The sequence below is a fragment of the Microbacterium sp. NPDC077391 genome (assembly GCF_040686955.1).
GTDB lineage: Bacteria > Actinomycetota > Actinomycetes > Actinomycetales > Microbacteriaceae > Microbacterium > Microbacterium commune.
Window position 1 is genome coordinate 528324 of the sequence record NZ_JBFBMI010000002.1, and the last position, 16890, is coordinate 545213.

Annotated in this window: 16 protein-coding genes and 2 tRNA genes; 6 read left to right on the forward strand and 12 right to left on the reverse strand. The window is 69.2% G+C overall.

What is annotated here, in order from left to right; genetic code table 11:
* Positions 1-21 precede the first annotated feature (21 nt).
* Complete coding sequence (locus AB0O65_RS07890) at positions 22-2193, reverse strand: ATP-dependent DNA helicase RecG (protein ID WP_363383959.1); 2172 nt, start codon at positions 2191-2193, stop codon at positions 22-24.
* 55 nt (positions 2194-2248) lie between these two features.
* Here AB0O65_RS07890 and rsmD point away from each other — a divergent pair, with 55 nt between their 5' ends.
* The gene (gene rsmD / locus AB0O65_RS07895; RefSeq protein ID WP_191711695.1) at positions 2249-2824 is read left to right on the forward strand and encodes a 16S rRNA (guanine(966)-N(2))-methyltransferase RsmD; all 576 of its coding nucleotides are present in this window, start codon (positions 2249-2251) and stop codon (positions 2822-2824) included.
* An 18-nt stretch (positions 2825-2842) separates the two neighbouring features.
* Here rsmD and thiL read toward each other — a convergent pair whose 3' ends face one another.
* Entirely contained in the window at positions 2843-3847 is a 1005-nt protein-coding gene (gene thiL / locus AB0O65_RS07900; RefSeq protein ID WP_363383961.1) for a thiamine-phosphate kinase, read from the reverse strand.
* A 23-nt stretch (positions 3848-3870) separates the two neighbouring features.
* Here thiL and AB0O65_RS07905 point away from each other — a divergent pair, with 23 nt between their 5' ends.
* Positions 3871-4350 carry a DUF3515 family protein gene (locus AB0O65_RS07905; protein ID WP_363383963.1) on the forward strand — a complete coding sequence of 160 codons (480 nt, stop codon included), beginning with the start codon at positions 3871-3873 and terminating at the stop codon, positions 4348-4350.
* A 12-nt stretch (positions 4351-4362) separates the two neighbouring features.
* Here the strand turns inward: AB0O65_RS07905 and AB0O65_RS07910 are convergent, their stop codons facing one another.
* The 7 genes from AB0O65_RS07910 to AB0O65_RS07940 form a co-directional block, all read right to left on the reverse strand.
* A complete protein-coding gene (locus AB0O65_RS07910; RefSeq protein ID WP_191711698.1) occupies positions 4363-5445 on the reverse strand; it encodes a D-alanine--D-alanine ligase family protein in 1083 nt (360 codons plus the stop codon).
* Positions 5351-6487, reverse strand: a complete 1137-nt coding sequence (locus tag AB0O65_RS07915) for an NAD(P)H-dependent glycerol-3-phosphate dehydrogenase (protein WP_363383965.1) — start codon at positions 6485-6487, stop codon at positions 5351-5353. Before AB0O65_RS07915 ends, AB0O65_RS07910 begins: the two co-directional genes overlap by 95 nt.
* Positions 6477-7226, reverse strand: coding sequence for a lysophospholipid acyltransferase family protein (locus AB0O65_RS07920; RefSeq protein WP_071644360.1), 750 nt, complete (start codon positions 7224-7226; stop codon positions 6477-6479). The genes AB0O65_RS07915 and AB0O65_RS07920 overlap by 11 nt, the downstream gene beginning before the upstream one ends.
* Before the next feature lie 4 nt (positions 7227-7230).
* Complete coding sequence (murA, locus tag AB0O65_RS07925) at positions 7231-8595, reverse strand: UDP-N-acetylglucosamine 1-carboxyvinyltransferase (RefSeq protein ID WP_071644358.1); 1365 nt, start codon at positions 8593-8595, stop codon at positions 7231-7233.
* Positions 8596-8699: 104 nt separating this feature from the next.
* On the reverse strand, positions 8700-9320 hold the full coding sequence (gene leuD / locus AB0O65_RS07930) for a 3-isopropylmalate dehydratase small subunit (RefSeq protein ID WP_363383968.1): 621 nt from the start codon (positions 9318-9320) through the stop codon (positions 8700-8702).
* Positions 9320-10750, reverse strand: a complete 1431-nt coding sequence (gene leuC, locus AB0O65_RS07935) for a 3-isopropylmalate dehydratase large subunit (protein ID WP_071644354.1) — start codon at positions 10748-10750, stop codon at positions 9320-9322. Before leuC ends, leuD begins: the two co-directional genes overlap by 1 nt.
* A gap of 182 nt (positions 10751-10932) precedes the next feature.
* Entirely contained in the window at positions 10933-11919 is a 987-nt protein-coding gene (locus tag AB0O65_RS07940) for a TerC/Alx family metal homeostasis membrane protein (RefSeq protein WP_071644352.1), read from the reverse strand.
* Between the two features lie 229 nt (positions 11920-12148).
* On the opposite strand from AB0O65_RS07940, the gene AB0O65_RS07945 reads away from it, so the two are divergent.
* From AB0O65_RS07945 to AB0O65_RS07955, 3 genes are all read left to right on the forward strand, one after another.
* Positions 12149-12706 carry a sigma-70 family RNA polymerase sigma factor gene (locus AB0O65_RS07945; RefSeq protein ID WP_071644350.1) on the forward strand — a complete coding sequence of 186 codons (558 nt, stop codon included), beginning with the start codon at positions 12149-12151 and terminating at the stop codon, positions 12704-12706.
* Positions 12703-13812 (forward strand): DUF4349 domain-containing protein, encoded by a 1110-nt coding sequence (locus AB0O65_RS07950; RefSeq protein ID WP_191711701.1) that lies wholly within the window; start codon positions 12703-12705, stop codon positions 13810-13812. The genes AB0O65_RS07945 and AB0O65_RS07950 overlap by 4 nt, the downstream gene beginning before the upstream one ends.
* A gap of 65 nt (positions 13813-13877) precedes the next feature.
* Positions 13878-14684 carry an SDR family oxidoreductase gene (locus AB0O65_RS07955; RefSeq protein ID WP_071642829.1) on the forward strand — a complete coding sequence of 269 codons (807 nt, stop codon included), beginning with the start codon at positions 13878-13880 and terminating at the stop codon, positions 14682-14684.
* A gap of 58 nt (positions 14685-14742) precedes the next feature.
* On the opposite strand, the gene AB0O65_RS07960 is transcribed toward AB0O65_RS07955, so the two are convergent.
* The 3 genes from AB0O65_RS07960 to AB0O65_RS07970 all read right to left on the reverse strand — a co-directional run bounded on the left by AB0O65_RS07960 (position 14743) and on the right by AB0O65_RS07970 (position 16090).
* A tRNA-Glu gene (locus AB0O65_RS07960) sits at positions 14743-14815 on the reverse strand.
* A 62-nt stretch (positions 14816-14877) separates the two neighbouring features.
* Positions 14878-15903 (reverse strand): LLM class flavin-dependent oxidoreductase, encoded by a 1026-nt coding sequence (locus tag AB0O65_RS07965; RefSeq protein WP_071642831.1) that lies wholly within the window; start codon positions 15901-15903, stop codon positions 14878-14880.
* A gap of 114 nt (positions 15904-16017) precedes the next feature.
* A tRNA-Glu gene (locus tag AB0O65_RS07970) sits at positions 16018-16090 on the reverse strand.
* Between the two features lie 146 nt (positions 16091-16236).
* Here AB0O65_RS07970 and AB0O65_RS07975 point away from each other — a divergent pair.
* Entirely contained in the window at positions 16237-16875 is a 639-nt protein-coding gene (locus AB0O65_RS07975; RefSeq protein WP_071642833.1) for an MBL fold metallo-hydrolase, read from the forward strand.
* Positions 16876-16890: the final 15 nt, after the last annotated feature.

The window sequence follows — 16890 nt, forward strand, 5'->3', positions numbered from 1 at the left end:
TCAGCCTATGCCACCGCACCCTCAGTTCTTGCTGAGCGCCGCCCGATCGGCGTCGCTCACGCGGCCGGCGATCGCGACGCGCAGACCCGGGTGCGCGACCAGCATGGGGTCGTCCTCCAGGATGCCGGCGGCGACGTCGCGCGCGTAGGCGATGAGCCCGGCATCCTTCACCACCCGAAGCAGGCGCAGCGACGACTTGACGCCCGCCTGCGCTGCCCCCAGCACGTCTCCCTCGCCGCGCAGCTCGAGATCGACCTCCGCCAGCTCGAAGCCGTCGAGCGTGGCGGCCACCGCCTCAACCCGCTCACGCGCGAGGGAACCGCCCTCCGCCTCGGTGACGAGCAGGCAGAGCCCGGGGTGCTCCCCTCGGCCGACGCGGCCGCGCAGCTGGTGCAGCTGCGACACGCCGAATCGATCGGCGTCCATGATGACCATGGTGGAGGCGTTCGGCACGTCGACACCCACCTCGATCACCGTGGTCGCGATGAGCAGGTCGATCTCGCCGCGCGCGACGGCGCGCATCACGGCATCCTTCTCCTCGGCCGGCATCTTCCCGTGCAGCACCGCACGCCGCACGCCCCCCAGCACCGGATGCGTGGCCAGCAGCTCGTCGAGCTGCACCACCCCCCACCGAGGGCCCTTGCCCTCGACGTCGGGCGGCGGCTGGTCGTCGACCTCGACAGACTCCTTGGTGGTGTCGATCGCCGCGCAGACGGCGAAGACCTGACGCCCGTCCGCGATCTCCTCCGCAGCACGCGCCCACACCCGCTGGAACCACTCCGGATGCTCGGCCAGAGGTGCCACATGCGTGGTGATGCCGGCGCGTCCGGCGGGCATCGAGCGGATGACCGAGGTGTCGAGGTCGCCGAACACGGTCATCGCGACCGTGCGCGGGATGGGGGTCGCCGTCAGCACGATCGCGTGCGGCGCCGTGCCCTTCGCGCGCAGCATCTCACGCTGCTCGACGCCGAACCGATGCTGCTCGTCGACGACGACGAGAGCCAGGTCGGCGAAGGTCGTCTTCTCGGAGAGCAGCGCGTGCGTGCCGATCACGATGAGCGCCTGACCGGATGCCACGCGCAGGGCGGCCTTGCGCCGTGCCGGCGCCGACATCTGCCCGGTGAGCAGGGTGGGGATGAGCTCGGCGGCCATGTCGGGGCCGAGCATCTTCGTGATCGATCGCAGGTGCTGGGCGGCGAGAACCTCGGTGGGGGCGATGAGCGCGGCCTGTCCCCCGGATTCGGCCGTCTGCAGCATCGCACGCAGGGCGACGAGGGTCTTGCCCGAGCCCACCTCGCCCTGGATCAGGCGGTTCATCGGCCGGTCGGCGCTCAGATCGGCCGCTATCTCCGCACCGACGCGCTGCTGGTCGGGGGTCAGGGTGAAAGACAGGTGAGCGTCGAAGCGCTCGAGCAGACCGCCGGGCTGAGCGACGCGCGGCGTCGCGGTCAGCGAGCGCACCTGGATGCGCTGCTGCAGCAGCGCGGTCTGCAGCACGAGCGCCTCGTGCATCCGCAGCGTGCGCACGGCGGGGTCGATGTCGGCTCGGCGACGAGGGCGGTGGATCGCGTCGAGCGCCTGCCGGGCGGTGAGCAGCCCCTCTCGGGTGCGGATGTCGTCGGAGAGGGGGTCGGGCACATCGCCGAGCTGGTCGAGCACGACGCCGATCAGCTTCGCGATCTGCCAGCTCTGCATCGCAGAGGTCGCCGGGTAGATCGGGATGGGGACGTCCTGCAGAGCGTCCGCCTGACGGTAGGCGCTCTCGGTGTCGTCGAAGAGCTGGTAGTCGGGATGCGCGAACTGCACCCGGTCTTTGAACATCCCGACCTTGCCCGAGAAGATGCCGCGGCGTCCGACCGACAGCTCCTTCCTGCGCCATTCGGCCTGGCCGAGGTTCTTCGCGAAGAACGTCAGCGACATCTGGCCGACGCCGTCGCCGATGACGACCTCGAGCATGGCGCCGCGTCGATTGCGCATCTCGCGGGCCGTGGCCGAGATGACCTCGCCGACGATGGTGACGGTCTCGCCGATCGGCAGCTCGAGGATGGGCGTCAGCTCGCCGCGGTCGGCGTACCGCCGCGGATAGTGACCGAGCAGATCGGCGACGCTCGCCATCCGGAACGCCTTCTCGAGGGTCTTGGCCGTGGACGCCCCGACGGCGGTCGTCAACGGCGTGTCGAGCTCGAAGGACATGGTTCGAGTCTAGGGAGCACGGCGGACATCGTCGGCCGTGTCGTATCGTGATCGGGTGACGAGGATCATCGCCGGCGACGCGCGCGGCGCGCGGCTCGACGTGCCGGACGCCGGCACCCGCCCCACCAGCGACCGGGTGCGCGAGTCGCTGTTCGGGGCGCTCGAGTCGATGGATGCCATCCACGGCGCCCGCGTACTCGACCTGTACGCCGGCAGCGGTGCTCTCGGACTCGAGGCGTGGAGCCGCGGAGCGCAGCATGTCGAGCTCGTCGAGATCTCCCGGTCGGCCGCGACGGTCGTCGGTCGCAACGTGACCGTGGTCGCCAAGGCGATGGGCGTCCCGCCGGCCGCCCGCGTGCACCAGAGCGCGGTGCGCGCCTTCCTGTCCCGCGCGCGCGGCCCGTTCGACCTCGTGTTCACCGATCCGCCCTACGACCTCGACGATGCCGCGATGACGGCAGACCTGGTCGCGCTGGCTCCGCTGCTCGCGGAGCACGCCGTGGTCGTCATCGAGCGCGGCAAGCGCGCGACACCGCCCGACCTCGATGCTGCCGCGCTCAGCCTGCTGAGGGAGAAGACCTACGGGGACACCCGCGTGTGGTGGGCGCAGCCGGCGGTCGACGGGACCTGACGGATCGCGTGCTGCGGCTCAGCGCGCGTGGTCCCAATCCCGGTACGGATCCCATCCGGTCTCGACGACCGGCTCGCCGTCGACGAGCACCGGCGCGTGCGTGCGGGCGGTCACCGTGCCGATCTGCGCGAACCCGTCGGGCAGCGGGCCCGGAGCGAAGGTGGCCAGCAGGCCGTGGTCCTCTCCCCCGCCCAGCGCGCGCCCGCGGTCACCGTGGAACGCGAGCGCATCCAGCGCCGCGCCGCTGAGTGCGATCGTGACGCCGGAGGCATCCGCCAGACGGGAGGCGTCCAGGGCCAGGCCGTCCGAGAGGTCCATCATGGCCGTGGCGCCGGCATCCGCCGCAGCAGGACCGAGCGCGAGCGGCGGCACCGGACGCAGCTGGCGATCGACCGCGCGCTGCTGCACGTCATCCAGCGACGAGCGATCGAACGGCACGGGGGTCGCGCCCTCGCGGAAGCGGGAGAACAGCAGCCCGAGACCCGCGGCAGCCACACCCAGCTCCCCTGCGAGAGCGACGACATCGCCCGCTCGCGCGCCCGCACGCGTCACCGCTGAGCGCCCGCCGAGATCCCCCAGCGCCGTCACCGCGATCACCAGCAGATCGGACACGGTCAGGTCACCGCCGACGACCGAGCATCCAGGAGCGAGCTGAGCGCAGCACTCGCGGAAGCCGTCGGCCATCGCCTCGACGAACGACAGCCGGGTGTCGGCCGGCACCGCGAGCGACACGAGCAGGGCCGTGGGGACCGCCCCCATCGCGGCGATGTCGGAGAGGTTGACGGCCGCGGACTTCCAGCCCAGGTCGTAGCCGCTCGACCAGGCGAGCCGGAAGTCGGGCCCCTCGACCAGAGTGTCGGCGCTGACGACGACCGACCCGGACGGCGCGGCGATCACCGCCGCGTCATCGCCGGGACCGAGCACGGCATGCGCGGCCGGCGCGGTCCGAGCGAGGATGGCACGCAGCACCGTCCCCTCCGAGATGTCGCCGATGCGCGGGTCGTCGTCGGAACCGGATGCCATGCCGACAACGGTAGCCTGGAATCATGCTCCGCCGTCTCGCCCTGATCACCGGTGCGGCCGCGATGCTCGCCCTCACCGGCTGCTCCAGCACCGTCGCCCTCACGCCGGCCGAGGACGCGAACAACCCCGCCTGCGCGGAAGTCACGGTGCGCCTGCCGCAGAGCGTCGCCGGGCAGGATCGCCGCTGGACCGACGCTCAGGCGACCGGCGCGTACGGCGAGGACAGCAGGACGAGCGTCATCCTGACCTGCGGCGTCGCCGTGCCCGGTCCGACCGCCGACCTGCAGTGCGTCACGCTGGAGGGCATCGACTGGCTGGTCGACGAGTCCGACGCACCCAGGATGCGTATGACCACCTATGGCCGAAACCCCGCGGTGCAGGTCTTCGTCGACACCGAGATCGTCAGCGCCAACGACGTGCTCACGAGTTCCGGCATCGTGTCGGGCGTGCGGATGATCGAGTCCGACGGTGCCTGCACCGCGCCCGACGAACTGCCCGGGTAGGCCTCGCCGCGATCAGCGGCGCAGCCCGCCCTCGATCAGCTCGGTGATCAGCTCGCCGTAGCTCATTCCCGACGCGATCCAGCACTTCGGGAACATCGAGATCGGGGTGAACCCCGGCATGGTGTTCAGCTCGTTCACGACGATGTCGCCGTCGGCGGTGAGGAACACGTCCACCCGCGCGAGGCCCTTGCCGTCGACGGCCTCGAACGCGCGCACGCCGACCCGCTGCACGGCCGCGATCTCGGCATCCGACATCTCCGCCGGGCAGACGACGTCGACGCCGTCGCCGCCGAGGTACTTGCCCTCGAAGTCGTAGAAGCCGCGCGACGTGAGCACGATCTCACCGGGAAGCGATGCGCGCACGCCGTCCGCGGTCTCGAGGATCGCGACCTCGATCTCCCTGCCGACGATGCCGGTCTCGACGAGCACCTTCTCGTCCTCCGCGAAGGCCACCTCGAGAGCCGCATCGAGCTCGCCGAGGCTCTCGACCTTCGAGACGCCGACACTGGACCCTGCCCGCGCAGGCTTGACGAACAGCGGCAGGCCGAGTTCGGCGATCGCCGCGCGCAGCGACGCCGAGTCCTGCCGCCAGGCACGCTGCCTGACGGTCACCCACGGGGAGACGGCGATGCCGTCGGATTCGAGCGCGACCTTCATGAAGTGCTTGTCCATGCACATCGCCGAGTCGAGCACTCCGCCGCCGGCGTAGGGGATCTCGAGGATGTCGAAGAAGCCCTGGATCGTGCCGTCCTCGCCGTGCGTGCCGTGCAGGATCGGCAGCACGACATCGACGACGCCGAGCTCGACCGCGGAGCCGTCGGGAACGATCACGCGCAGAACCCGGTCGCCGCCGGCTTCAGGCCAGCGGATCCGGGTGCCGTTGTCGATCACCTCGGGCATGCTCTGCGCATCGAGGGCGAACTTCGCGGGATCATCCTGCTCGAGCACGAAGGCGCCGTCGCGCGTGATCCCGACCGGGATCACGTCGTAGCGATCGCGGTCAATCGCCGCCAGCACCCCTCCCGCCGTGGCGGAACTGATCGAATGCTCGCTGGAACGCCCGCCGAAGAGCACCACCACCGTCTGCTTGTCCATGTTTGGTCATCTCCTCCTGGGGAGTGTCGTCGTCGGTGGTGAGGTGCGGTGCGATGTCGCGCGGGTCCATGCGCCCGTCGAGCACCATCTTCACCTGCTCGACGATGGGCATGTGCACTTCTGACTCGTGCGCGAGCTGAAGGATCGGGGCGACGGATGCCAGGCCTTCGGCTGTCTGGTTCATCTGCTTCACGACGTCGTGGAAGTCGTAGCCCTGACCGAGCAGCCGGCCGGCGGTGTTGTTGCGGCTGAGCGGCGACTGGCACGTCGCGATGAGGTCGCCGAGTCCGGCCAGGCCCTGCAGCGTCTCTGGGCGGGCCCCGTTCGCGACGGCGAAGTCGGTCATCTCGACAAGGCCGCGGGTGATGATCGACGCCTTGGTGTTCTCGCCGTATCCGACGCCGTCGACGATCCCGATCGCGACGGCGATGAGGTTCTTCAGCACCCCGCCGAACTCGGTGCCGATCACGTCGGTGTTCACGAACGACCGGAAGTAGCGGTTGCGGGCCGTGCGCGCCACGGCATCCGCCGTCTCCTGGCTTCGAGAGGCGATCACGGCGGCGGTGGGCTGCTCGCGCGCGATCTCGAGCGCGAGGTTGGGTCCGGATGCCACGGCGATCCGATCCGGATCGCACCGCAGCTCCTGCTCGATCACCTGGCTCATCCGAAGACCCGACGAGCGCTCCACGCCCTTCATCAGGCTGATGATCGGGATGTCCCGGCCGGCGAGCAGCGGACGCAGCGCCTTCAAGTTCTCACGCAGCGTCTGACTGGGCACAGACAGGTACACCTGCTCGGCGCCGTCGAGGGCGTGGGCGAGCTCGTGCGTGGCGTCGATGCTGCGGGGCAGGTTGATGCCGGGCAGGTACTTCGAGTTGCGCTTGGCCTCGGCGATCTCGTGCGCGAGCTCGGGCCGACGCGCCCACATGGTGACCTGCGCGCCGCCGTCGGAGAGGATCTTGCCGAAAGTGGTGCCCCAGCTGCCGGCGCCCACGACGGCTGCGCGGACCCCGGACGGCTGCAGCGAGCGCTTATGACTCAAGACGCCCCGTCTCCTTCTGTCCGTGATCGCCCGGGTTCCAGCGCTTCTCCGGCGCCTTCTCGTCGCGCAGCTCCTCGAGCAGGGCGGTGATGGCGGCCATCAGACGCTCGGTCGCGATGCTGAGCACGCCGGGGTCGCCTGCGCGGCCGCGCAGGTCGGACAGATCCACCGGATCGCCGATCAGCACCCGCACGGGCCTGCGGGGCGGCCAGACGCTGAGCCCCTTCTGGTAGCGCCCCATGATCTGCTGGGTGCCCCATTGGGCCATCGGGATGAGCGGGATGTCGCCGGTCAGCGCGAGGCGCACCGCCCCCGACTTCCCGCGCATCGGCCACATCTCGGGATCCCGGGTGAGCGTTCCCTCCGGGTACACGATGACGCCGCGGCCGTTCTCGACGAGGTCGCGGGACTGCGTGAGCGTCTGCTTCGCACTCGATGCCGACGAGGTGCGGGCGACGGGGATCATTCCCGTCTTCCGCAGGATCCAGCCGAGCACCGGAACGCGGAACAGGCTGTCCTTCGCCATGAACCGCGGCAGACGCCCGGAGCGGTACACCGCGACCGCGACGATCAACGGGTCGAACTCGGAGTAGTGGTTCGGCGCCAGCACGAAGGCGCCCGTGCGGGGCAGCTTCTCTGCACCGCTGACGGTGATCTTCGCCAGCAGCGACACGGGCGGGATGACGATCGCCGCGAGCGGCCAGAAGATACTGGGACGGCTGCGTTCTGTTGCGGCCATCAGCTCACCGGACGACGTCGAAGTCCGCGCCCAGGGCGCGGAGCTTGTCGAGGAACTTCTCGTAGCCGCGGCTCAGGATGTCGATTCCCGAGACCTGCGACTCGCCTTCCGCCGTGAGGGCGGCGATCACGTGGCTGTAGCCGCCGCGCAGATCGGGAACCACGATGTCGGCCGCGTGCAGGGGCGTGGGGCCGGTGATGACCGCCGCCTGCTCGAGCTCCCGCCGCGGCACGCGACGGGGTCCGTCCTGCAGACCGTGCGGGTGCACCTCGATGTCGGCACCCATCTTCACCAGCGCCTGAGTGAACCCGAAGCGGTTCTCGTAGACCGTCTCGTGCACGATCGAGCGCCCCGGCGCCTGGGTCAGCGCCACGATCAGCGGCTGCTGCCAGTCGGTCATGAACCCGGGGTGCACGTCGGTCTCGACGATGACGGGCTTGAGCTCGCCGCCACGGCGGAAGAGGATGCCGTCCTCCTGCACGTCGAACCACCCGCCGGCCTTGCGGAAGACGTTGAGGAAGGTGAGCATCTCCTGCTGCTTGGCGCCGGCGACGAAGATCTCGCCGTCGGTGGCCAGCGCGGCGCACGCCCACGACGCGGCCTCGTTGCGGTCGAAGATCGCGCGGTGGTCGTAGCCGCGCAGGGTCTCCACGCCCTCGATGAGGATCACACGGTTCGGCTCGTACGAGATGATGGCGCCCATCTTCTGCAGCACGGCGATGAGGTCCATGATCTCGGGCTCGATGGCGGCGTTGCGCAGCTCGGTCACGCCCTCCGCGCGCACGGCCGTCAGCAGCACCTGCTCGGTCGCGCCGACGCTCGGGTACGGCAGGTGGATGTTCGCACCCTTCAGACCGTTCGGGGCCGACAGCCGGATGCCGCTCGGCTGCTTCTCCACGACCGCCCCGAACTTGCGCAGCGCGTCGAGATGGAAGTCGATGGGCCGGTCGCCGATCCGACATCCGCCGAGGTCGGGGATGAACGCCTGACCGAGACGGTGCAGCAGCGGGCCGCAGAACAGGATCGGGATGCGCGACGCGCCGGCGTGCGCATCGATCTCTTCGTAGTGGGCCGATTCGACATCGCTCGGGTCGAGGATCAGCGATCCCGGCTCGTCGCCCTCGGTGACGGTGACGCCGTGGACCTCGAGCAGCGAGCGCACCACGGCGACGTCGCTGAGCGCGGGGACGTCGCGCAGCGTGCTCGCGGTCTCGCCGAGCAGCGTCGCGACCATCGCCTTCGTCGCCAGGTTCTTGGCTCCCTTGACGTCGACGCGCCCGCGCAGCGGTCTGCCGCCGCGGATCGCGAGGACGGATCCGGCTGGAGCCGCCACCCGGTCGTCTACAGCAACTCGCGGCGATGTCGTCATTCGGGCCTCATCTTCCTCAGGACATCACGGCGTTCGCCGCGATGTCTTTCTCTCTCACGGCGGATGCCGCAGGGCTTGTGGCCCCCGGCCCACGATGTTCCGCCCTATCGGACTGGAAGGGTACGTGGCCGCCACGACTCGCGACGGGCCTCGAACTGCGCGATCTTGTCTTCGTTGCGCAGGGTGAGCCCGATGTCATCGAGCCCTTTGAGGAGCCGCCATCTAGTGTAATCGTCGATCCCGATGGAGGCCTGGAAGACAGCCTCGGAGGCGGGGGTCGCGCCGGGCACGGTCACCGTGCGGGCCTCGAGATCGACCGTGACCGGTCGACCAGGCTGCTCGTCGATCAGCTCCCAGATCCGCTCGATGTCGGCGTCGTCGACGGTCGCGGCGAGCAGGCCCTGCTTGCCCGAGTTGCCGCGGAAGATGTCGGCGAAGCGCGACGACAGCACGACCTTGAATCCGAAGTCGCGCAGCGCCCAGACGGCGTGCTCGCGGCTGGATCCGGTGCCGAAGTCGGGCCCGGCGACCAGCACGGATGCGCCCTGGTACGGCGCCTGGTTGAGCACGAACTCCGGATCCTGACGCCATCCGTGGAACAGGGCGTCCTCGAAGCCCGTCTTGGTGACCCGCTTGAGGAACACCGCCGGGATGATCTGATCGGTGTCGACGTTCGAGCGCTTCAGCGGAGCGGCGATGCCGGTGTGGGTGGTGAACTTCTCCATCAGATGCTCGCTTCCAGGTCTGCGGGGCTCGACAGCGTGCCTCGGATCGCGGTCGCGGCGGCGACCAGCGGCGAGACGAGGTGGGTGCGGCCGCCCTTGCCCTGACGTCCCTCGAAGTTGCGGTTCGACGTCGACGCACAGCGCTCCCCCGGGGCGAGCTGGTCGGGGTTCATGCCCAGGCACATCGAGCATCCGGCGAAGCGCCACTCGGCACCGAACGCCTCGACGATCTTGTCGATCCCCTCGGCCTCCGCCTCGAGGCGCACGCGTGCGGAGCCGGGAACGACCATGACGCGAACGCCGTCGGCCTTCTTCTTCCCGTCGATGATCGACGCGAAGGCGCGCAGGTCCTCGATGCGGCTGTTCGTGCAGGAGCCCATGAAGACGGCGTCGACCTTCACCTCCTTCAGCGGGGTGCCGGGGGTGAGGTCCATGTACTCGAGCGCACGCTCGGCGGCGGCGCGCTCGTTGGCGTCGGCGATCGCGGCCGGGTCGGGCACAGACGACGACAGCGAGCTGCCCTGGCCCGGGTTGGTGCCCCAGGTGACGAACGGCTCCAGCTGATCGGCGTCGATGAACACCTCGGCGTCGAAGGTCGCGCCCTCGTCCGTCGGCAGCGTGCGCCAGTAGGCGACCGCGTCGTCCCAGTCCTGCCCCTGCGGGGCGTGCGGCTTGTCCTTGACGTATGCGAACGTGGTCTCGTCGGGGGCGACCATGCCCGCTCGGGCCCCCGCCTCGATCGACATGTTGCAGATCGTCATGCGGCCCTCCATCGACAGAGCCCGGATGGCGCTGCCGCGGTACTCGAGCACGTACCCCTGCCCGCCACCGGTGCCGATCTTCGCGATCACGGCGAGGATGATGTCCTTCGCGGTGACGCCGGGTCGCAGGGTGCCCTCGACATTGACGGCCATGGTCTTGAACGGCTTGAGCGGCAGTGTCTGGGTGGCCATGACGTGCTCGACCTCGCTGGTGCCGATGCCGAACGCCATCGCGCCGAACGCGCCGTGGGTGGAGGTGTGCGAGTCACCGCAGACCACCGTGATACCAGGCATCGTGAGACCGAGCTGCGGGCCGACCACGTGCACGATGCCCTGCTCGGCGTCTCCGAGCGAGTGCAGTCGCACGCCGAACTCCGCCGCGTTGCGCCGCAGCGTCTCGATCTGCGTGCGGCTGGTGAGGTCGGCGATCGGCTTGTCGATCGCGAGGGTGGGGGTGTTGTGGTCTTCGGTCGCGATCGTCAGATCGAGCCGGCGAAGCGGGCGCCCCTCGGCGCGCAGCCCGTCGAACGCCTGCGGGCTGGTGACCTCGTGCACCAGGTGGAGGTCGATGTAGATGAGGTCGGGCTCGCCGTTCTCGCCCTTGACGACGAGGTGATCGTTCCAGACCTTCTCGGCCAGGGTGCGCGGCGCTGCTGTGCTGCTGGTCATGCGGTGTGTTCCTTAGATGGCTCGAAGAGTCGGCCCATGATGGACTCCGCGACGAGGAAGGCCTTAGATCGAGGTCCCGTCGCGGCTGCTAAGAAGAAGAACCACCCGCCGCATGACGGTCAGTTTACACGGCGGCGACGGGTGGCCCTCCGGTGTGTTTCACACTGCGGAACCGGTCGAGCTCAGCTCTCGACGGCTGCTCTCCTGTCACGTCGCGATGCGACCAGGCTGGCGATGGTGGCCACGGCCATCGAGGAGAAGATCACGCCGAGCGAGACCCAGTTGTTGATGTCGGGAGCCCACTCGATCGGCTGCCCGTTGTTGATGAACGGCAGCTCGTTCTCGTGCATGGCGTGCAGGATCAGCTTGACGCCGATGAACGCGAGGATGAAGGCCACTCCGTAATGCAGGTAGCGCAGGCGGTCGAGCAGGTCGCCGAGCAGGAAGTAGAGCTGGCGCAGACCCATCAGCGCGAACAGGTTCGCGGTGAACACGATGAACGGGTTGGTCGTGACGCCGAAAATGGCCGGGATGGAATCCACCGCGAACATCAGATCGGTGACGCCGAGCGAGACGAAGACGATGAGCATCGGGGTGAAGATCTTGCGTCCGCCCACCACGGTGCGCAGCTTCGGTCCGTCGTACTCGTCGCTGATCGGGATGACGCGGCGGATCTGACGGACGATGAAGTTCTCGGTCTTCGCGTCCTCCTGCTCCTTGTCGGGCATGGCCTGACGGATCGCGGTGAAGACGAGGAACGCGCCGAAGATGTAGAAGATCGGGCTGAGATGCTCGACGGCGGCGCCGACGATGAGGATGAAGATCGCGCGCAGGATCAGCGCGATGATGATGCCGACCATCAGCGCCTCCTGCTGATAGCGACGCGGCACCGAGAACTGCGTCATGATCAGCACGAAGACGAACAGGTTGTCGATCGAGAGGCTGTACTCCATCGCCCAGCCGGTGAGGAAGTCGAGCGACGACTTCGTGTCACCGAAGAAGAACAGCGTTCCGGCGAAGATCAGGGCGAGCGCGACGTAGAACGCCACCCAGAGGCTGGATTCCTTGGTCGAGGGGATGTGCGGCCGCTTGAGGATGAGCAGGAGATCCGCGATGAGGATCACGGTGAGCACGATGAGGGACGTGACTTCGAACCAGACGGGAATCAAAGGACGGGTGCCTTTCGGAGGGTGCGGTGAATGCCGAAAGTCTCTCCCCGCATGTGTGACATGCGTCACGCGGCCGGAGCAGCTTTGATGGTGCTCGTGATGACGATCCGCGCGATGTCGGGATACTCCCCCTCGCTGAATCGATCGTAGCGGATTCTGAGACGGTCGCCTGTTCCGCGACACCTTCATATGAGAGACACTCAGAGAGGCGACGGCGAACGGAAGAGGCATGCCGAACAGCACGCAGGACCGCGAGTGGGCCGCTCGAGCCGCATCGGGTGATCAGGATGCGTTCCGAGCCATCTACCGCGCCCACGTGCGCCCCGTCTACTGGATCGCGCACGGGCTCCTCGGCTCGCCCTCCGACGCCGAGGACGTCGTGCAGGAGACGTTCGTGGTCGCCTGGCGCAAGCTGCCCGGCCTCGAGCTGGCCGGCGAGTCGCTGCTGCCGTGGCTCGCGACCATCTGCCGCTTTCAGGCGGCGAATCGCCTGCGACGGCTGCGCCGCGACAGCATGAACACCGCGGATGCCGTCGACGACACGCTTCCCGGCACGGTGTGCGTCGAGGACCAGGTCATCGCGGCGTCGCTCGCGGAGCGGATCGCGGCGGAGGTTCAGCGACTCGGCGACACCGATCGGGAGATCTTCCAGCTGTGCGCGGTGGAGGGCTACGCCTACGAGGCCGCCGCCGCGCAGCTGGGGGTGAGCCACGCTGCCGTTCGCAACCGTCTCTCCCGGGTGCGTTCGCGACTTCGCGGCGCGGTGAAGGAAGTGAGAGACGCATGAACGAGCAGAACGGGCTGCCGCGGCTGAGCGACGAGAGCATCGCGGATATGGAGCAGACCATCTTCGATCGGATCGCCCGCGAGCCGCGTGCGCCCCTCGCTGCCCCGGCGGAGGGACATCGTCGTCGACGGCGGTGGGCCACGGCTCTCGGTGTGGCTGCCGCGTTCGCCGCCGGCGCGCTCATCGCGCCACCGCTGCTGAACGGACTCGGATCCCTGACGCCGGGCGGCGCGGGAGATTCGGCAGCGGTGGCGCCGGCAGCCGACGGTGTCGACGCCGCCCCCCGCAGCGGGCAGGCGGAGTACGGGGGCGATGCTGTCGACGCATCGGAGGCGTCGGGCGGGGCGGTGGCGCCGCGTGACGACAGCGGCGGCACGGGGGCGGATCTGCCGTTCGCGACTCTGGACGACACGAGGGAGATCATCGTCACGGCCGAGATGTCGCTGCGGGTGAGCGATGTCACGAGAACGGCGAGCGACATCGCCGCTCTGGCCGCCGAGCACGACGGCTTCGTCGAATCCGCCTCGCTCGGGCTGGATCCGAGCGCGGACGGCATCGCACCCGAGCAGCCGCGCGAGGCGGGCACCGGGTGGATCAGCATCCGGATTCCCGCCGCCGATGTGAACGAGGTGATGGACGCCCTGGGCGCGGATGCCGAGGTGCTGCGCTCGACGATCTCGCGAGATGACGTCACGTCGACCGCCGTCGATCTGCGCGCGCGGATCGCCTCAGCCCGCACCTCGGTCGAGCGTCTCACCGAACTCATGAGCAGGTCCGGCTCGGTGGCGGACCTGATCGCCGCAGAATCCGCGCTGAGCGAGCGCCAGGCGCAGCTCGAAAGCTACGAGCAGCAGCTCGAGACGCTCGATGAGCAGGTCGCCCTGTCGACGATCTCGATTCAGCTGACCGAGCGGACGAGCGCGGCCGACCCGGATCCGGCCGGTTTCGGCGACGGGCTGCTGGCCGGGTGGAATGGGCTGGTGGCGAGCATGAACGGATTCGTCGTCGTTCTCGGGTTCCTCCTGCCCTGGCTCGGCGTCGCCGCGATCGCGCTGCTCGTCATCTGGCTCATCCGACGCCGTCGGCGCGGGCGCACGGCCGACTGAGTCCGGCGGCCGCGCGGCCGAGAAGACCCTTCCACGCCCGTGCATCCGTCGGGTAGCGTGCGGCCATGACAGCCACGACCTTCCTTCCCCGGTACGCGATCGTCACCGCATCCGACTCCGGGATCGGCGCCGCCACCGCCCTCGCCCTCGCCGACACCGGGATGGATGTCGGCATCACCTGGCACAGCGACGAGGAGGGTGCCGAGCGGACGGCGGCTGCGGTGCGCGAGCGAGGGCGCAGCGCCGCGGTCGCACGGTTCGATGCGACCGACCTCGACCGCGTGGCCGGGGTGGTCGACTCTCTCGCGGAACGCCTGGGCGGGCTCGACGTGTTCGTGAACAACGCGGGCGCGAGCGTGCCCCGTCCGTTCCTCGACGTGCCGCTGAGCGAATGGCGAGGGACGGTAGCGTTGAACCTCGACGGGGCCTTCGCAGGGATGCAGGCCGCCGCGCGGCGCATGGTCGCCGCGGGCATGGGTGGCCGGATCATCGCCGTGACGAGTGTGCACGCGCACCAGCCGCGGGTGGGCCTGGCTGCCTACATCGCGGCGAAGCACGGGCTGTCCGGACTGATCAAGACCATGGCGCAGGAGCTCGGTGCGCACGGCATCACGGCCAACGCCGTGGCGCCCGGTGAGATCGCGACGGCTGCGAGCGGGCGCACGTCCGCCGATGCCGACCGCACCCACCGGCCCGGTGTGCCGCTCGGGCGACCGGGCAAGGCCGAGGAGGTCGCGGCCGTGATCGCCTTCCTCGCCTCAGCGGATGCGAGTTATGTGACGGGCGCGGACTGGAGCGTCGACGGCGGGATGCTGCAGATGGGCCCGCAGGCCGGATCGCACCTCGCAGATGACAGCTGGCGGGAGGGCTGAACCCGCGCCGGAACGCGATGAAGGCCCTCCGGATGCCGGAGGGCCTTCATCGTGTCGGTGACCCCAGCGGGATTCGAACCCGCGTTACCGCCGTGAGAGGGCGGCGTACTAGGCCGCTATACGATGGGGCCGTCACTGCAACCGTTCAAGTATGCCATGACGGATCTCACCGCACAAAATCAGCCCGATGCTCTCAGCCGAGCATGTCCTTCACGAGCGGGACCACCTTCTCGCCGTACAGCGCGATCGAGTCCATCATCGTCTGGTGAGTGACGGCGTTCTGGTCGTACTTCAGGTCGAAGCGGTCGACGTCGAGGGTTCGCAGGGTGCCGACGATCTTGCGCGCGACCGTCTCGGGCGAGCCGACGTACAGCGCGCCTCCTTCGATCTCGCGCTCGAAGTCGCCGACCGCGGGCGCCGGCCACCCGCGCTCCTGACCCAGCCGGGTGCGCATCGCGAGCCACCCGTCATGCGTCAGAGCGCGGGCCTGCTCGTCGGTCTCGGCCACGAGCCCAGGCGAGTGCACGGCGACCGGCTGGTGCGGCACGCCGAACTGGTCCTGGGCCCTGGTGAACAGATCGATGTACGGCGCGAAGCGTGCCGCGGGACCGCCGATGATCGCGAGGAACAGCCCGAAGTTGTAGCGCGCCGTGCGCACCACGGAGTCGGGGCTGCCGCCGACTCCGACCCAGGTGGGGATTCCGTCGGCCGTCGTCGGGAAGACCCTCTGGTTCTCCAGAGCCGCGCGCGTGCTGCCCTGCCAGGTCACCGGCTCTTCCTTCAGCAGCTGCGAGAGCAGGTCGAGGCGCTCCTCGAACAGCTCCTCGTACTGGCGAAGGTCGAAGCCGAACAGGGGGAACGACTCGATGAACGAGCCGCGCCCGGCGACGATCTCCGCGCGGCCGTTCGAGACGGCGTCCAGGGTCGAGAAGCGCTCGAACACCCGCACCGGGTCGTCCGAGCTGAGGACGGTGACGGCGGAGCCCAGCCGGATGCGGTCGGTCCGTGCGGCGATGGCGGAGAGCACGACCTCGGGGCTGGAGACCGCGAAGTCCGGGCGGTGGTGCTCGCCCAGACCGAAGAAGTCGAGTCCCACACTGTCGGCGAGCACGGCTTCGTCGACGATGTCGCGGATCACCTGAGGATGGGGAACGCTCTCGCCGTCGGCGTCGGTGGTGACTCCGCCGAACGTGTCGAGGCCGAATTGAATGCCAGTCATGTAGAACGCAACGGACTCTCGGCGGGATTCATTCCCCTGAATACAACACTCGGGAATACAGCGCCCGGGCAAGAAGAAGGCCCTCCGAGAATCGGAGGGCCTTCTGTGTCGCTGTGACCCCAGCGGGATTCGAACCCGCGTTACCGCCGTGAGAGGGCGGCGTACTAGGCCGCTATACGATGGGGCCGTTCGGCCCGAAGGGCCGATCTGGCAACCGTGCAAGTCTGGCACGGGGTGGGCCGCTGCTCCAAATCGCGGCCGCGCGAGCACGCATCACGGGCGTGTCGCGGCAAGAGGGTTGCCCGAATCCGCGCCACGAGGTTGACTCTCGCCATGCGCATCATGAGACACGAACATGCGGCCCTGCGAGTCGAGCACGCGGGCCGCACCCTCATCATCGATCCGGGGACGTTCACCGCTGCTCTCACCGACCTCGGCGACGTGGTCGCCGTCGTGATCACCCACGAGCACCCGGACCATTGGACGACGGAGCACCTCGATCGCATCCTGCGCGCTGCACCAGGCATCCCGATCCTCAGCACGGCGCACGTGGCGGCTGCCGCTGCGGACCACGACGTCACGGTCGTCCAGCCGGGCGACGCGGTGAGCGTCGACGGCTTCGAGTTGCGCTTCTTCGGCGGCGAGCACGCGGTCATCCACGAGAGCATGCCTCGGGTCGAGAATCTCGGCGTTCTCGTCAACGACGAGCTCTACTACCCCGGCGACTCCTACGCGATCCCTGAAGACGTCGAGGTGAACACGCTCGCCGCTCCGATCGGCGCGCCGTGGCTGAAGATCGGCGAGGCGATGGACTTCGTCCTCGCGGTCGCGCCTCGCCGCTGCTTCGGCACGCATGACATGACACTGTCGAGCATCGGCCTCGCCATGCATCGTCAGCGCCTGCAGTGGGCCACCGAACAGGGCGGCGGGACGTTCTCGGCGCTGGACCCCGGCGACGTGCTCGAGGGGTGAGGTGGGCGATTCGCC

Excerpts from the sequence above, each read along its gene's own strand:
- AB0O65_RS07890 (WP_363383959.1), bottom strand. The coding sequence starts at position 2,193 with ATGTCCTTCGAGCTCGACACGCCGTTGACGACCGCCGTCGGGGCGTCC.
- thiL (WP_363383961.1), bottom strand. The coding sequence starts at position 3,847 with ATGGCATCCGGTTCCGACGACGACCCGCGCATCGGCGACATCTCGGAG.
- AB0O65_RS07905 (WP_363383963.1), top strand. The coding sequence starts at position 3,871 with ATGCTCCGCCGTCTCGCCCTGATCACCGGTGCGGCCGCGATGCTCGCC.
- AB0O65_RS07910 (WP_191711698.1), bottom strand. The coding sequence starts at position 5,445 with ATGGACAAGCAGACGGTGGTGGTGCTCTTCGGCGGGCGTTCCAGCGAG.
- AB0O65_RS07920 (WP_071644360.1), bottom strand. The coding sequence starts at position 7,226 with ATGGCCGCAACAGAACGCAGCCGTCCCAGTATCTTCTGGCCGCTCGCG.
- murA (WP_071644358.1), bottom strand. The coding sequence starts at position 8,595 with ATGACGACATCGCCGCGAGTTGCTGTAGACGACCGGGTGGCGGCTCCA.
- leuD (WP_363383968.1), bottom strand. The coding sequence starts at position 9,320 with ATGGAGAAGTTCACCACCCACACCGGCATCGCCGCTCCGCTGAAGCGC.
- leuC (WP_071644354.1), bottom strand. The coding sequence starts at position 10,750 with ATGACCAGCAGCACAGCAGCGCCGCGCACCCTGGCCGAGAAGGTCTGG.
- AB0O65_RS07945 (WP_071644350.1), top strand. The coding sequence starts at position 12,149 with ATGCCGAACAGCACGCAGGACCGCGAGTGGGCCGCTCGAGCCGCATCG.
- AB0O65_RS07950 (WP_191711701.1), top strand. The coding sequence starts at position 12,703 with ATGAACGAGCAGAACGGGCTGCCGCGGCTGAGCGACGAGAGCATCGCG.
- AB0O65_RS07955 (WP_071642829.1), top strand. The coding sequence starts at position 13,878 with ATGACAGCCACGACCTTCCTTCCCCGGTACGCGATCGTCACCGCATCC.
- AB0O65_RS07965 (WP_071642831.1), bottom strand. The coding sequence starts at position 15,903 with ATGACTGGCATTCAATTCGGCCTCGACACGTTCGGCGGAGTCACCACC.
- AB0O65_RS07975 (WP_071642833.1), top strand. The coding sequence starts at position 16,237 with ATGCGCATCATGAGACACGAACATGCGGCCCTGCGAGTCGAGCACGCG.